The sequence below is a fragment of the Alteromonas sp. AWQ4_252 genome (assembly GCF_056158205.1).
In genome coordinates this window covers 3,731,913-3,747,465 of sequence record NZ_JBSWSV010000001.1, presented here as the reverse complement: position 1 = coordinate 3,747,465, position 15,553 = coordinate 3,731,913, and the positions used below count along the sequence as shown (strand labels likewise).

At 45.1% G+C, this 15,553-nt stretch carries 15 protein-coding genes; 2 read left to right on the top strand and 13 right to left on the bottom strand.

All coding sequences use genetic code 11. The features are described 5' to 3' along the window. Positions 1-15: 15 nt before the first annotated feature. The 4 genes from ACXACM_RS16500 to ACXACM_RS16485 form a co-directional block, all read right to left on the bottom strand. Positions 16-882 carry a PEP-CTERM/exosortase system-associated acyltransferase gene (locus ACXACM_RS16500; protein WP_474823099.1) on the bottom strand — a complete coding sequence of 289 codons (867 nt, stop codon included), beginning with the start codon at positions 880-882 and terminating at the stop codon, positions 16-18. A 253-nt stretch (positions 883-1,135) separates the two neighbouring features. Then, positions 1,136-3,304 carry a malate synthase G gene (locus tag ACXACM_RS16495; RefSeq protein ID WP_474823098.1) on the bottom strand — a complete coding sequence of 723 codons (2,169 nt, stop codon included), beginning with the start codon at positions 3,302-3,304 and terminating at the stop codon, positions 1,136-1,138. 146 nt (positions 3,305-3,450) lie between these two features. Beyond that, positions 3,451-4,395: a LysR family transcriptional regulator gene (locus ACXACM_RS16490; RefSeq protein WP_474823097.1), complete on the bottom strand. Its 945-nt coding sequence runs from the start codon at positions 4,393-4,395 to the stop codon at positions 3,451-3,453. Between the two features lie 247 nt (positions 4,396-4,642). Next, positions 4,643-6,238, bottom strand: coding sequence for an isocitrate lyase (locus ACXACM_RS16485; protein ID WP_474823096.1), 1,596 nt, complete (start codon positions 6,236-6,238; stop codon positions 4,643-4,645). 267 nt (positions 6,239-6,505) lie between these two features. Between ACXACM_RS16485 and ACXACM_RS16480 the strand changes: the two genes are divergently transcribed. Next, positions 6,506-7,453 carry a chemotaxis protein CheV gene (locus tag ACXACM_RS16480; protein ID WP_474823094.1) on the top strand — a complete coding sequence of 316 codons (948 nt, stop codon included), beginning with the start codon at positions 6,506-6,508 and terminating at the stop codon, positions 7,451-7,453. A gap of 179 nt (positions 7,454-7,632) precedes the next feature. After that, positions 7,633-9,045, top strand: coding sequence for an alkaline phosphatase (locus ACXACM_RS16475; RefSeq protein WP_474824399.1), 1,413 nt, complete (start codon positions 7,633-7,635; stop codon positions 9,043-9,045). Between the two features lie 87 nt (positions 9,046-9,132). Here ACXACM_RS16475 and ACXACM_RS16470 read toward each other — a convergent pair whose 3' ends face one another. The 9 genes from ACXACM_RS16470 to ACXACM_RS16430 all read right to left on the bottom strand — a co-directional run bounded on the left by ACXACM_RS16470 (position 9,133) and on the right by ACXACM_RS16430 (position 15,538). After that, the gene (locus ACXACM_RS16470) at positions 9,133-9,837 is read right to left on the bottom strand and encodes a VC0807 family protein (RefSeq protein ID WP_474823093.1); all 705 of its coding nucleotides are present in this window, start codon (positions 9,835-9,837) and stop codon (positions 9,133-9,135) included. Positions 9,838-9,883: 46 nt separating this feature from the next. Next, entirely contained in the window at positions 9,884-10,423 is a 540-nt protein-coding gene (locus ACXACM_RS16465; RefSeq protein WP_474823092.1) for a rhomboid family intramembrane serine protease, read from the bottom strand. A gap of 5 nt (positions 10,424-10,428) precedes the next feature. Beyond that, positions 10,429-11,592: a glutathionylspermidine synthase family protein gene (locus ACXACM_RS16460; RefSeq protein ID WP_474823091.1), complete on the bottom strand. Its 1,164-nt coding sequence runs from the start codon at positions 11,590-11,592 to the stop codon at positions 10,429-10,431. Between the two features lie 3 nt (positions 11,593-11,595). Then, entirely contained in the window at positions 11,596-12,207 is a 612-nt protein-coding gene (locus ACXACM_RS16455; RefSeq protein ID WP_474823089.1) for a DUF1190 family protein, read from the bottom strand. A gap of 15 nt (positions 12,208-12,222) precedes the next feature. Further along, complete coding sequence (locus ACXACM_RS16450; protein WP_474823088.1) at positions 12,223-12,639, bottom strand: DUF350 domain-containing protein; 417 nt, start codon at positions 12,637-12,639, stop codon at positions 12,223-12,225. Positions 12,640-12,651: 12 nt separating this feature from the next. Continuing rightward, complete coding sequence (locus ACXACM_RS16445; RefSeq protein ID WP_474823087.1) at positions 12,652-13,299, bottom strand: YjfK family protein; 648 nt, start codon at positions 13,297-13,299, stop codon at positions 12,652-12,654. 2 nt (positions 13,300-13,301) lie between these two features. Then, complete coding sequence (locus tag ACXACM_RS16440) at positions 13,302-14,354, bottom strand: potassium channel family protein (protein WP_474823086.1); 1,053 nt, start codon at positions 14,352-14,354, stop codon at positions 13,302-13,304. A gap of 96 nt (positions 14,355-14,450) precedes the next feature. After that, entirely contained in the window at positions 14,451-15,131 is a 681-nt protein-coding gene (locus ACXACM_RS16435; protein WP_474823084.1) for a PspA/IM30 family protein, read from the bottom strand. Between the two features lie 17 nt (positions 15,132-15,148). After that, on the bottom strand, positions 15,149-15,538 hold the full coding sequence (locus ACXACM_RS16430; protein WP_474823083.1) for a YjfI family protein: 390 nt from the start codon (positions 15,536-15,538) through the stop codon (positions 15,149-15,151). Positions 15,539-15,553 lie beyond the last annotated feature (15 nt).

Sequence of the window (15,553 nt, the reverse complement as noted above, 5' to 3'; positions counted from 1 at the left end):
ACGCTAAGCAACAGTTCATTTGTTCATGAACTGTTGCAAGTATTCTTCCCGCTCTTCTGGTAGCATAGGAATTTGCTCCCGCAATTTAAGCCTGATTTCATTAAGCATTGATGCAAAGCCCGGTTTTAGGCTGCCTTCCAGCAATGGCCTGTTAATATAATACGGTGCACGCTTTCCATGATAGTTTACCACAGGACCAATTTGCTGAAACTTGATCCCCACATAGCCCATACTTCTCGCTAATCGCGGTTCCATCATAACGTAAGCATGTTTCACTCCGAATTCCAGTGCTGATGCTGCTGCGGCAAAGTACAAACCTACCGCAATAAACGGAAAGCAGCGCAGCTCGGTTTCAGAGTAGGTTACCGGGTTAATTGCACCTGTTGCAGAACCGTCAAAATCATCTGTTCGACGACGTCTGAAGTACTTAGGTACTGCGAGTCGGGATATTTCGCAGACTTCGTGACGTTTAAACTGTGAAGGCCGTAAATCGTCTCGGGTGATAGAATCACTGCAGTATTTTTCAATAGGTAGTAACTGATCTTCTTGCAATGGCCTTACAGCCCTGACCGTACCGGCCATCTGGTTACTATTAATGTGTCGAATCATGCAGTGACGGGAGTAATCGTCAAATTCGTCTTTTTCTATTCCCTGAGGATGGATAGGTTCAAAGGCGAGTTCTTCACAATAAACGTTATGGCGAATCTTAAATACCGATTCTCTTAAATCATCATCCACCGCTAAGACGGGCTCCAGATAACTACTGAAGTGGGTGGAGATATAGTTCGCTTCTCGCAATTGCTGATACCCGGCAACCATTTTACCAACCCGGCTTTTGCGAATTTTTTTATTTATTGTGTCGAAAATCGAGTGCTTACTCATAGTACAAATCTATACCTTTTTCGGGCCAATCCTACACTGCAGCGCGTGAAGCAAGAGACTAAAAGTATCGAGCAATAGCACCTGGGAATAATACACACCCAAGGAATATAGTTGGCTACTTGGTAAACTTCCATACTTTTGAGAATACACTCGGTATCTGATCTGCGAAAGCATTTCGGCTAATCAATAAGACTATATTTTGACTCTATGGTATAAAAAATAAAACAAAAGCCACAAATGTGGCTTTTGAAATTTAATGATTGGCTTTCATTTGTTTTCTGCGTTGGTGAAGTAGTGGTTCGGTGTAACCATTGGGTTGTTGCATACCTTTGAAAATCAAGTCCTTTGCTGCTTGAAAGCCAATAGCGCTTTCAAGATCATCTGACATTGGAATGTAGTTGGTATCCTCTGCATTTTGCTGATCAACCAGAGTAGCCATTTTTACTAAAGACGCTTCAACCTGAGTTTTCGAAATAATGCCGTGATGAAGCCAGTTCGCTAAGTGCTGAGAAGAGATCCTCAACGTAGCCCGATCTTCCATAAGTCCTACATTGTTGATATCCGGTACTTTGGAGCACCCTATGCCCTGATGAACCCACTTCACTACATAACCCAGAATTCCCTGTACATTGTTGTCTACTTCGCGTTGTATTTGTTCTGCGGACAAACGGCCAGGCTCCTTTAAAAGGGGAATGGTGAGGATATCAGCGATACCATCATAAGCTTCCTGCTCCATTTGCTCTTGCATAGATGCGACATCAACGTCATGGTAATGCAGAGTGTGCAATGTTGCCGCTGTAGGGGATGGAACCCAGGCTGTGTTAGCTCCTGCCTGAGGATGTGCAATTTTCGCTTTCATCATAGCCGCCATCTGATCAGGCACTGGCCACATACCTTTACCAATTTGCGCTCTACCGCGTAAATTGCATTCCAGCCCAGTAATGACGTTTGCTTTTTCATAAGCCTGAATCCAAGGCATAGCCTTGAGCTCTCCTTTCGCGGCGAAAGGCCCCGCTAACATCGAGGTATGAATTTCATCACCCGTTCTGTCCAGAAAGCCAGTGTTGATAAACGCCACTCGCTCAGATGCCGCCGCAATGCACGCTTTAAGGTTTATACTGGTGCGCCGCTCTTCATCCATGATCCCCATCTTTAACGTGTTTTCTTGCAGCCCCAGCATGGATTCTATTCGGCTAAAAAGCTCACTGGCAAAGGCCACTTCTTCCGGGCCATGCATTTTGGGTTTAACAATATACACACTGCCACATTTGGAGTTTTGATAGTCGCCGTTACCGAGTAAATCGTGCTTTGCAATGAGCGACGTGATGACACCATCCATGAGCCCTTCGAACACGGGTTTTTCATCGAGAAGGATGGCGTCATTTGTCATAAGATGACCTACATTGCGCACAAACATTAAGCTGCGACCGGGAAGTGTGATCACATCCTGTGGATTCCGGGCGTCAGTGTAGTACCGGTCACTATTCATGGTCCGTGTAATGGTGGTGCCGTTTTTTTCCATGGACAATGCTAAATCGCCTTTCATGAGGCCAAGCCAGTTTGCATATACCAGCGTTTTGTCTTCTGCGTCTACTGCAGCAACAGAGTCTTCGCAATCCATAATGGTAGAAAGTGCAGCTTCTAATAAAATGTCTTTAACGCCAGCTTTATCAGCACTACCTATAGGGTGAGTGGGATCAAGCTGTATTTCAAAATGCAAACCATTATGAATACATAAAATACAATCGGGTGAGTCTACTGAGCCGCTAAATCCCAGATATTGAGATGCGTCCAGCAGACTCGCACTGCCTTCACTAAGGCTCGCTGTCAATTGTCCATCTTTTAAATGATAAGCTGTTACGTCTTTGTGAGAACCTGCAGATAAAGGTAGCATTTTATCAAGCCAGCTTTTCGCGGTTTCAATGACTTTTGCTCCTCGGGCGGGGTTATATTGTGAACCCGCTTCTGCACCGCCCTCATCACTGATTACATCCGTACCATATAGTGCGTCGTATAAGCTTCCCCAGCGAGCATTGGCAGCATTAATGGCGTATCTTGCGTTATTAATTGGCACCACTAATTGAGGTCCAGCCATTGTTGCTACTTCTGGATCGACATTTTTCGTGGTAGCAGAGGCATTTGCAGGGGCTTCTTGTAAGTAACCAATACTGCGCAGAAAATGCAGATAGATTTCTCCGGATGTCGGCTGCCCATCCCGATGGTAGGCGTCTATTTTCTCTTGTAACGCATCACGTTTATCGAGAATAGCCTGGTTCTTTGGGGTTAAGTCGAGAAGGAGTTGTTCAAAATCGAGCCAAAACGTTGTTGGGTCAACCCCTGTACCAGGAATCGCCTGCTCATGTAGAAAAGTGTGAAGAACTTCAGCTACCTGAAGCCTGCCTTGACGAACGTAATCTTTCATACTGATTCTCTATTTATGGGTCGTAGGAACAGTGTAGAGAGAAAGTGTCATTATTTTTAATTTATGGTTTGTATTTTTGCCATAAATGCTGTGAATTTAAGTGTGACTAGCCAGTACCTTCGGTACCAGCAGGTCACTGGTAACCTTTAGCCTTCACTCAGTTCTGCAGCGACATCAGCTATCAGTCTGCGCAGCCAAATGTGACCCGCGTCGTGATGGAGCAGGGCGCTCCATGCCATTTTTAGCGCGATTGGCGGAATGTCGAAAGGAGGTTCCTTTACAATCACAGTCGGGTCGTCTTTATATAACCTGGCGGCTTTGCTGGGCAGGGTTGCCACCAAATTCTGGGTTTTCGCAATTTGTAGTGCGGCATGATAGTGTCGGGTGAAAACCCGTATTGCCCGTTGTTTTCCAATTTTTGTTAGTTCAGCATCCACCCAGCCCAGTTTTTGTACTTCATTGGGGTCGATACCCACACCAACTCCAAATCCTGTTTTACTCACCCATATATGCTGTGCAGCGAGGTAGTTATCCAAATCCCAGCGCTGAGCTAGGGGATGGCTGGCACTTAGCACACAACTGAAACTGTCGTACCAAATCACCTTCTGGTGAAAGGATAATGGTAATTCATCGAAGCGGTTGATGGCCATATCCACCTTGCCTTGTTCGACATCGTGAAAGGTCACATCACTGGGTGTAATAAGGTCAAGGGTAATGTTTGGGGCTGTCACGCTCAAACGCCCGACAAGTTCCAATAGCAGAGTGCTTTCTGCATAGTCGCTAGTCATGATCCGGAAGGTTCGCGAACTCGTGCTTGGGTCAAAATCAGTTTCGGGTTGAATCGAGTTTTCTAACTTACTTAACACGTCGCGAATAATCGGTTGAAGCTCCAAGGCGCGCTTTGTCGGTGTCATTCCTTCACTGGTTCTCACCAGGAGTGGATCTTTGAATAAATCTCTGAGTCGCTTTAAACCGTTGCTCATGGCTGGCTGCGTAATACTCAACTGATTAGCAGCACGCGTCACGCTTCCTTCCCGCAATAACACATCGAGATAGACCAGCAAGTTCAAGTCTACTTTGGCAATATTCATTTGTTAAATGCTCCAAATGCTTTTAATTTTATACTGCAATATCAAAAATTCGCAGTATTTTCTGTCTGTTGAACTTATGGTCTCAGGTTTTACCTTTAAATGAAGACTTCAGTTAATGCTACTTTAGTCTCACGTTAACCAACGCTAACGCATTTAAGGCGTTAATATCGGCATAATATTACTTGTTGTAATAAAAATTGTGAATAAAAAAGGCTCCCGAAGGAGCCTTTCGCTGAGTATTTTAAACTTATACGTCGAATTGATTCATTGTATTGTCTTCACCGGCCGCTTTTAGTGCACCTTCTCCTGAGAAATACTCTTTGTGCGTGTCACCGAGATCTGAGCCTGCCATTGCCTGGTGTTTAACACATGCTAGACCTCCACGGATTTCCTTACGCTGCACACCTTTCACATAAGCAAGCATACCTTGATCTCCGAAGTAGCCCTGTGCAAGATTGTCGGTAGACAATGCCGCAGTATGATAGGTGGGCAGGGTGATCAAGTGATGGAAAATACCAGCATCCCGGGAGGCGTCGCGCTGGAAGGTTTGAATTTTCTCATCTGCTTCGGTCGCGAGGGGGGAGTCATCGTATTGTGCAGACATCAGTTTATCGCGCTCATAGCCAGACACGTCTTTTCCTGCTTCGGACCAGGCATCAAATACCTGTTGACGGAAATTAAGTGTCCAGTTGAAAGACGGCGAGTTGTTGTATACGAGCTTAGCATTCGGTACCACCTCGCGAATGGCATCAACCATATCTGCAATTTGACGAACATGGGGTTTCTCAGTTTCTATCCAGAGTAAGTCCGCGCCGTGTTGTAGCGATGTAATACAGTCAAGAACGACGCGGTCAAACCCAGTGTTGTCTTTGAATTTGAACAGGCCATTTGGCAACCGAACAGGTTTTACAAGGTTCCCGTTTTGTTTTAATACCACGTCACCTTCAGACAGAGCAGAAACGTCAGATATTTCCGTAGTGTCTAAAAAACTGTTGTACTGGGCGGCCAAATCACCTGGTTCGCGAGAGACTGGGATCTTCTGAGTCAGGCCTGCTCCCAATGAGTCGGTTCTGGCAACAATGACTCCATCATCAACACCGAGCTCAAGAAATGCATAGCGAACGGCATTAATTTTTGCCAGAAAGTCTTCGTGTGGAACAGTGACTTTTCCGTCCTGGTGACCACACTGTTTAGCATCAGACACCTGGTTTTCAATCTGAATACAGCATGCACCCGCTTCAATCATTTTCTTAGCGAGAAGGTAAGTCGCTTCTTCGTTACCAAAACCTGCATCAATATCAGCAATGATCGGAACAACATGGGTTTCGAAGTTATCAATTTGTGCCTGAATACCTGCCACATCGCCGTTATTAGCTTTAGCTGCATCCAATTGCTTGAATAGCTCTCCCAGTGCCTTGGCGTCTGCCTGGCGAAGAAAGGTGTAAAGCTCTTCAATTAACGCAGGTACAGAAGTCTTTTCATGCATTGACTGGTCTGGCAGTGGGCCAAATTCTGATCGCAATGCTGCTACCATCCAACCTGAGAGATAAAGGTAACGCTTGTTTGTGGTTCCGTGATGTTTCTTGATGGACAACATTTTTTGTTGGCCAACAAAGCCGTGCCAGCAACCAAGAGATTGAGTGTAGCTTGCACTATCTTCGTCGTACTCTTGCATGTCTTTGCGCATGATTGCTGCCGTGAACTTAGCAATATCCAGCCCGGTTTTAAACCGGTTTTGGGCCTTCATACGGGCAGCATATTCAGGGTTGATACCTTCCCACGCTCCTTTCTGTGTTGCTTTTAGCGTGGCAACGTTATCGATGTCTTGTTGATATTGCGACATTGGTCTCTCTCCCGGTTGTTCCTGAAACTTAGATTTTTACAAAAGCGCTTGTTAGCGTTTCTGTCGATTCCTTTTCATCCTAGAACGGGTATTTTCATAAATAAAATATATAGATTTCATTTTCATTATTCACTAAATGAATTCAATTCGTAAGTCATGCTGAAAGTTTTCTTGTCTGGACTTATTTTCAAATTACGACTAAAGCGAAAGGGTAATTTTTCAGGAAAGCACTATTATTAGAGACATGTAATGATACAGAGATAAATAATGAGCAGCCTTCTTTCATCAATAGACAGCCGAACCAAGCTCGTCGGTGAGAATCGCCTGGAGCTGTTAATGTTCAGGCTGGGTACCAGGCATACATTTGCAATTAATGTTTTTAAAGTTAAAGAAGTTATTAGTGTACCTAGAATGAACACCATGCCCGGCGTACACGGGAATCTGTCTGGTGTAACAATTTATCGCGGAAACTCTATTCCTATTATTGACCTCAGGCAGGCAATACGAATTCGCAGCACCTCTGATGAGGAACCTGTGCAAAACGTCATTATTACTGAATACAACCGCTCTGTGCAGGGCTTCCTTATAGGAGAGGTTCTGAGCATTGTTAACACATCATGGCAGAATATTCAGCCTCCGCCCCGTTCCATAGGAAAAGCAAACTACCTCACCGCCATTACGCAAATAGACATCGAGGGCAAGAAAGAAATTGTTGAAATCATTGACGTTGAAAAAGTACTTGCGGAAATTATCGACTATGACATTTCAATTTCAGAGGGAGTACTGGATTCAGATATTGTCGAGGCAATGAAAGACAGGCAAGTACTTATTGTCGATGATTCCGCTACAGCGAGAAAGCAAATAAAAGATACGCTGGCGCAAATAGGGTTGAGTTGTATAGAGTGCCATAACGGCGCTGAAGCGCTGGCGTTGCTGAAATCCTGGGCAGACGACGGGATAAGACCATCCGAGCACATCATGCTGATGTTTACTGATGCTGAGATGCCAGAAATGGACGGTTATCGATTGACGTCGGAGGTTCGGGCTGATGAGAGAATGGCGGACCTGTTCATTGCACTCAATACCTCGTTAAGCGGAAGCTTTAACGAGGCAATGGTTGAAAAAGTGGGATGTAACCGTTTTATTTCAAAATTTCAGCCGGATATGCTGGTGGAGGTCGCGCAATCGAGGATGCGGGAAATGTTAGAAAATTGAATGAAGAAACAGCTATTTTGAAATTTTTGTGAACCACGCCAATGGGTTTGTTGAAGGCGGCATTGTGCTTTAAACTATTGTGCAATTTTGTTTTCATGGAATTGAATATGTTTCGCAGTAAATTCATTAATAGTCGTCTTTGTGCGTGTGTGCTTGGCGCTTTAGTCATACAAGGCTGTATGAGCACGGACAATCAGGATGCCCAGGAAGGTGTTAACACAATACGCGCTGACGTGCCTAAAAACATCATTATGGTGGTGGCGGATGGCATGGGACCAGCGTACACTACTGCATATCGAAATTTTAAAGATGATCCCACAACACCTCTGGTTGACCCTGTGGTATTTGACGATATGTTGGTGGGTAACGCGTCAACATATCCGGCTGCGGTGTCAGGCTATGTGACAGATTCTGCAGCTGCGGCAACCGCCCTTGCATCAGGTATTAAGTCTTACAACGGCGCAATAGGTGTGGATGTGAACAAACAGCCGGTTACGTCTGTTTTACAGCAAGCCAAAAGGCAGGGAATGAGAACCGGTATCGCTGTTACTTCACAAATCGTGCATGCGACACCGGCAGCTTACATAGCGCACAACGAGAGCCGAAAGAACTACAATGCGTTAGCTGATAGCTTTTTTGACCTGCGGATAGATGACAAATTTGTAGCTGACGTTATGTTGGGTGGTGGAACTGACTACTTTGAACGTGAAGAAAGAGATTTGGTCGCCGCTTTTATCGACAATGAGTACGAATATGTCGACAGTTACAATAAACTCGCCACACTGCCAGCAGGCAGTAATGTACTTGGTTTGTTTGCGCCCGTAGGCTTGCCACCTGCATTGGATGATAAACGCCGGCACAGGCTTTCATATTTAACTAAACACGCTATTAAGCATTTAGAAAACGACAATGGGTTCTTTCTTTTGGTGGAAGCAAGTCAGGTAGATTGGGCAGGACATGCCAATGATATCGCTTCCGCTATGGCAGAGATGGACGATTTAGCGGTAACCATGAGCTTTCTAAAGGAATATGTTGAGACGCATCCTGATACACTGGTTGTTTTAACTGCTGACCACAGTACGGGCGGACTATCTGTTGGTGCTAACGGTCAATACGCCTGGAAGCCAGAGTTACTCCACAATATGCAAGGCTCAGTTCAAAGTATTGCGAAGGCCTTAGCTAACCAGGAAAACGTAGCGCTCTATGTAGAATCTCAACTGGGCTTTACCCTGGATGCTGATGATAAAAAACTGTTGTCAGGTCTCGCGGAAGTTAATGATGAAATGGAACGTTGGAAAAGAATCAAAGATTTTCTGGATGCTAAAACACATACAGGTTGGACAACAGGTGGGCATACCGGTGTGGACGTGGAAGTTTTTTCGTTTGGTGCTGGTTACACCCAGTTTATCGGCCAACTTGATAACACAGATATCGCCAGGCATATTTTTCGATTCTTAGCACAGCATCCTACCGTGATGATGGAAAACAATACGTCAACGACTGACGAGGCTCCCGTTTCTTCTGCTACAGTGGACGACAACATAAAAAATGCTGAAGAGTGTAACTTTAAGTCGGATTGGCGCTGCCAGTAATGTAAACGCTGTTACGTAAAAAAGCCGCTTATGCGGCTTTTTTACATTTAAACGGTAGCGATACGGTTGCTAACCTCAGCGGGTAAATTACTGGTTGAGAAAGGTGTCCAGTTCCTCTCCAGTAATTTTGCCTATTTGAGAGAATAGATACCACAGCGCAGTAACAAGTAAAATCATACTTGGGATCACGATAACGGGGTAACTCAACATAGTCATTCTGCCCAACTCTTCCGTGTATGCTGTGGTGCCGGGTTCACTGACTAATATCATTTTAGCCAGAATATAATTCAGCACCGAGGAGAGGAAAAAAGAGCTGGCAACAATGTATGAACTGTTTGCCACTTTCTTTTTGAATTCCTGCTGTTTCCCTTTTTCGTCCAGGGCTCTGTTTAGTGACTCCCAGTTAATGATTTGGTCGTTCAGAATAAGCATTTTTACCAGGGGTTTTTTTCCAAATTGCGTTACCAGTACGGCTATACCAATGAGAGCCGGAATCGTCGCTTCTTTTATGGCGATATATTCGGCGGGCAATTTTAATAAACTGATACCGCCGGTGAGAATGACACTGACAATACCCAGAATAGAAAAGCCATTTATTTTACCTGATTGTTTTAGATCCCAAAGGCCATAAACGATAGGAAAGGCGAGGGCAACCACAATACTCCAGGCGGGACCGAGATACTCCTCTCCACTACCGTAAGACATGATGAGCACAGGTATTACGATATTAAATGCGAGATTACCGAAGAACCCCTGGTTTTGCTGTTTTTTTGTTTCAGTGTTGGTTGACATAATACTTTTTTAATTTTGCTTCGTGTTGCCAGTATACGGTATGGTTTTATTTCACCCAAGCCCAAGCTGCGATGAGTCCACCAATAAAACCGAACAAGTGATATTCGAAACTAACGAACGCTTTCGTCGGGAGTATACCGAACAGCATACCACCATATAACAAAGCGACGAGCACTGAGATTATCAGGTAAGGTATCCGTTTACTTCGAAACCCGGCCAGCAATAGAAAGCCAAAATAGCCGTAAACCATGCCGCTGGCACCAATATGTGCGGCATGTCGGCCAAATAGCCAGACACCAATTCCCCCGATAACAAAAAGCGTTAACGTGGTGAGCCAAAAGGTTCGGTTGCCCCACTGCATGGTTAACCAGACAAACAGAGTTAGCGGAAGCAAATTTGCCATCAAGTGGGTCGGTGACCCGTGTAGAAAAGGCGCGGTGAAAATGAACGGCAGAGTATGCAGTTCCCGTGGGATTAAACCAAATTGGTTTAGCCCATTACCAGTAAGTAAATTAATAACTTGTATTACTATTAGTAATGCAGTCAGGGCGACAAGAAATCGAATTTGTTTTTTTAGTAAAGGCATCATACTCAGAGAATTATATGTGGTAGATAGCGGGATAAATCCTGCGTTATGGGAGATGCATCTTCCCTTACCGATATGCCAGCGGCCATATTATCCACTAACCAACTGCCAACAAGTGTATAGTTGGAAGCAAACTGAGGAAGCTCGGTAAAGGCTTGTACTACAAATCCTTCTTCTCCATACGGTCCTGGCGACAATTCGGTTTCACTGCCATTCTCAATGAGTGAAACGTTAGCACCCTCACGGGAAAATATGGGTTTTTTTATCCACTTACCACTATTGAACCTGGTGTATTCATCGCAAAAATACGCTGGCAATAAGTTGGGATGGTTTGGAAATAACTGCCAAAGCAAAGCCAGTAAGGCTTTATTTGACAAAATGGATTTCCAGGCGGGCTCAAGCCAATTGGTACCAGCCTCATACAGCATGGAGCCGTACCCTTCCCGAAACATAAATTCCCATGGATAGAGTTTAAAGCAGTCTGTGATGGGGTTGTTTTCAAGGTCAGTAAACACACCGGTATCACTGACGCCAATGTCTTCTATAAACACAAAGTCTGTTGATAAACCCGCAGCGGCAGCACAATCCTGTAAGTATTGAACCGTGCCCCTGTCTTCCACCGTATCCTGACAGCAACTAAAGTGCATTTGATTCAACTGATAGTGACGGCCTATTTCAGCGAATCGGTGGACTAACTTCTCCTGTAATGAGTTAAACTGGTCAGCTTGTCTGGGCAATTTACCGTTGTCGACGCACTGCTCTAACCATAACCATTGCCAGAAGCCAGATTCATACAATGAAGTCGGGGTATCGGCGTTGTTTTCTAACAGCTTAGCTGGTCCTTTACCATCGTAGACCAGATCTAACCGGGAATATAAGCTTGGGGCTTTCTCGTCCCAGGATTGGCGCACCATATCCCATTGAGATTCCGGTATGCAGAACTGCCTCAAAAGCGCTTCACTTTTGACAACATTTTCTACCACTTCCAAACACATTTGGTGAAGTTCAACGGTGGGATCTTCAATGTGGTTTTCAATTTGTGCTAGTGAAAACTGATAGTAGGCACTTTCATCCCAATAGGGCTCGCCGTACATGGTGTGAAAGTGAAAGCCATACTCCGTTGCTTGCTGTTTCCAGTTCGCCCGTGGCTCAATCGGTACTCTCAGCACTAATTAGCTTCCCCAACTACCAGAGCGAGAACTGCTTCCCCAACTCGACTTAGCGCGCACTGAACTTCCAAAACCGCCACGGCTTACCGTGCGTGTAACGGTTGGCTTCGGCTTGTACACAGACGGTTTTACGCGGTAATTTCGCTTGCGAATATCGCCGTCGAATACATAGCCATCAGCGGTAATCCAACGAGAGCGAAATGGTGAATACCGGGAGTACGAGGTGTACATGGGTTGTGAATAGTAGGGGCCCGGTGACAGTAATTGACTCACCATAAAGCCAGCCATAAATGGCATAAAGAAACTGCCACCATTGCTTTGAACTTGTCGGCATTGGTTAGGCCCGAATTCATACTCACAATCGTACTCTGTATTAAAGCGAGGACTTGTGCGCAACGCTTCTTCCTGCGCTTTTTGATAAGCGGCTTCGCACTCTGCAATGGCATCGGGCATATCATTTTTGCAATCCTGCACCGAGGTATATATTTGTGCTTCTTGGCGATCATCGGCACAGCCGCTGGCCATGATACCCGCAACGCCCACCGCGAGGGGTTTAAGGGAAAAGGCCTTGCGCATTCTTTTTAAGTCAATGTGGTGACTGCGTTTCTGGGTCATAACTAGCCCCTTAAATCAGTACGTCATGCAGGCTGCGTTGAGCAGGCCTACTGCAATAGACATGGCTGCCAGCATAATACCCGCTGATACTTCGTTGTTGTTTATGCGCTCTGCTATTTTTGGCATAAACGTAAAGCGAAGCAGGGCAAATGCTACGGATTGAGCGAGAATGGCAACTACGCCCCATATGGCAAAATCAATAATGGAAACGGCGTTTGACGCGGCACCTGATAAAGCAATGGCAAACCCAATTAACGCACCACCAAAGCCAACAGCGGCAGCGACACTTTTCTCATCTTTGACGAGTTTCCATTCGTCATGGGGTGTAACAAATGCATAAACAACTTTAAATACAAACAGAAACAGGACAGAAATTGCAAAATAAAGCGCGAAATTGTCCAACCCTGAGATTGATTGAAGTACGATATCCATTGTGTTTCCTTTTTAGCCGTTTATGGTTATATCTGAAGGTTCTATATCAAAGCCGGTACTGATTACCAGGCATCTGTCAGCATTGTTTCCGATGATTTTTTCTTCGCCAACGACGAGAAGTGATTCAGTGCGCCCGCCTTCAATGGGGCGCTCGTACAACATCATAAATTGGTCAGTTGTACTAATATCACCATCTTCTTCATAAGTCTTCTCGGTTACTGCAACAGGAGGAGATTCACCACCTACTGCATCCCAAACCCGCTGGTAAGTATTTCCCTCGAGTACGTAAGTGGGTTGGGAAATGATCGATGACAAGGCTTCTTGCCATTGCTGTTCGGAGCCTATGGTTTTTGTTTCATAAAAGTACCATAGTTTTACATCAGTAATGTGGTTTTCAGTCAAACCACCATCGGTGACTACCTGAAGATAACCATCGTCGTCGGTGTAATAGCGAAGTAGCGTTCCGCCGGTATCAAGTGGCGCCTCTCCCACAGCCTGAATGAGTTGAGAGCGAGCAGCACCTTCAATAAGTAAACTGGGTTCGAGTAACCTTAGTTTAAGATCGTCTAGCTCAAATGAACCGCCTAAATAGAGCCCCATAATTTCTGGTGCTTTGGGTTGCTGCGGTTTTGTTTTTTTTCCAAACAATTTGTTAAACATGACTACTCTCCTAACAAGCGCCAGTCGATAGATGTCAGCCGATTCTCTGCAATGTAAAAGATTTTATCGCCCGGCGCGATGCTAGTGTCAGAAGGCGGGTTGAGGATAAGTTTTTGATACGCCCCCTGAGGCGCAAAGCCAATAAATATTGCATCGTAGTGCTTTTTTAAATTAATGAATGCGTTAGAAACAACTAAGGGGGTACCGTTTACGGGTACGTCGGCAGAGAATTGAGCCTGTCCTGCATCAACACTTATTAAGTCGTGATGGAGCACACTTGAGCCAGGGTCGAATGCGGCTTTGGCCAGCATTTCAACCGCTACCGACGGGGTACATTCAACCTCCGGGCAGTGCTGTTGGAGTAACGGCACCAGCGTATCATCAGTAAAATAGGCTACCTTATGTGCAGTAGGGTTGCGCTTGGTACAATATAGAGCCGTGGTGAGGGTTACGTCATCCTGGGGGTTGTCGATAAGAATCGTTTTTGCTGACGCCACCCACGCTTTATCCATATCTTCATCGCGATTAAACGAGTCAACGCGGATAAATTCGATTTTATCCGGCATGGGGTTTTGAATATCTGCCTTTACACAGAGTACGATATCCGGTTTGTCGGGAAGTGCTTCACGCTCTTTAAGTAGCAAATCGAGTAATAACAGTGTTTTATTTTCATTCCAACCTATCACTAAAATATGCTGATTTACATGAATCGGCTTCATTCCTAATAATCCTCTTTTCCAGTGATAACTCACCCATGCGGCAATTCGGCCTACTATCATGGCAAAAATACTAAGGCCTACCGGGATAACATATAAAGCAACAATCATTTTGCCGGCAGGGGTCACCGGTGACAAATCACCATAGCCTACTGTGGATGCTGTTACTGCCAGCCAATAGAAAAAATCGACACCGGAAACAAGTGCCTCTTCATCGGCAAGGTAAAGCAGAAGCCAGGCAATAACGCCATAAATTATGGAAAAGGAAGCAATGGTGTACCAGCGCGACTCTGAAAAGTAACGCAACATGATTTTTCTTAGGCGTATCCACGGTGACATGGTAAGTGCTCACATCCTGTAACTAGATATCCACGTGTTTATAGCAATTTAACTATTGTGCGGGCAAGGAAAAGGGGCAAGCCGCCCCTTATTTCTTTATTTGCCGAGAATTCGGCTTAATTCGTCATCAGCGGATGACGCGCCGCCTTTAATGCCAGCCTCGGATAAGCGCTTCTCCAAATCGCTGGTGGATTCTTCAGACGCTAATTCCTCTGCAGCTTGCAACTCTGCATTGCGAAGCTTTTGCTTTTCCTGAATGCGTGATAACGACTCTGTAGCCGTTTTCATTTTACTATTTGCACCCATGTGGCGAGACGACACTGCCACTTGCGCTTTCTGCACACTTTCCGTCGCCTTAACCATATCTACTTGTTGCTCGAGTCGGCGTAAATTGGCCTTGGCTTGCTGTATATTGTGAGCAAGTTGTTTCTCAGATTGTTTAAACTGGTCAAGATATTGTTGCTCTTGTGCCTGTTCGGCCTTTAAATCTGCCACTTTTTGCGCACAATCAAGGGCGAGTTGACGATCTGTGTCAACAGCCTTGCGTGCGTGATTTTCATATTCTGCAATTGAGGCACTGAAACTGTCTACTTTTTGCTGTGACAATTTGCACTTTGCTAAAATTTGGGTTCTGGCGTGATCAGACTTTCTAAGCTCTTCTTTCGCTTCCCGAATCTCCTGTTCAAGAATTCTGATTGCCTGGCTGTCAGCCACTGCCTGAGCTGCTTCCGTGGCACCGCCTTTTACTGCTGTAATGAGTTTTTTCCAAACAGACATTCGCTTCTCCTAGCTATTTATTTCAAATGAGTTTCGTATGCATCAAGAAATGAAGCCACGTTCTGAAACAGGGTTTCGACTTCAATCACTATGCTTTCAGCTTTAGATTGCGCGCTTAACGCACCAAAAGCCGTATAGTATTCATCACCATCAATGGTTGAAATGCCCACTGTGGTTAATGGGAAAACCATATGGGTGGATAAAATTTCGTGGTCTAGCGCGGCTTTGTCTTTTACCTCTGATGCAGGGAATAACAAGCTTTCAACGAGTATTTGCTCACCGCTGATGGCCAACCATGCATCAATACCATCCTGGTTGGCTATCAACAAACAGCCTTCTTCCCGTGTGACGACAACGTCATCGTGCTGTTGAAAAAGGGATTCAAGCTTTTCCAGATCCCACGTCATAATATTTCTCCTTTT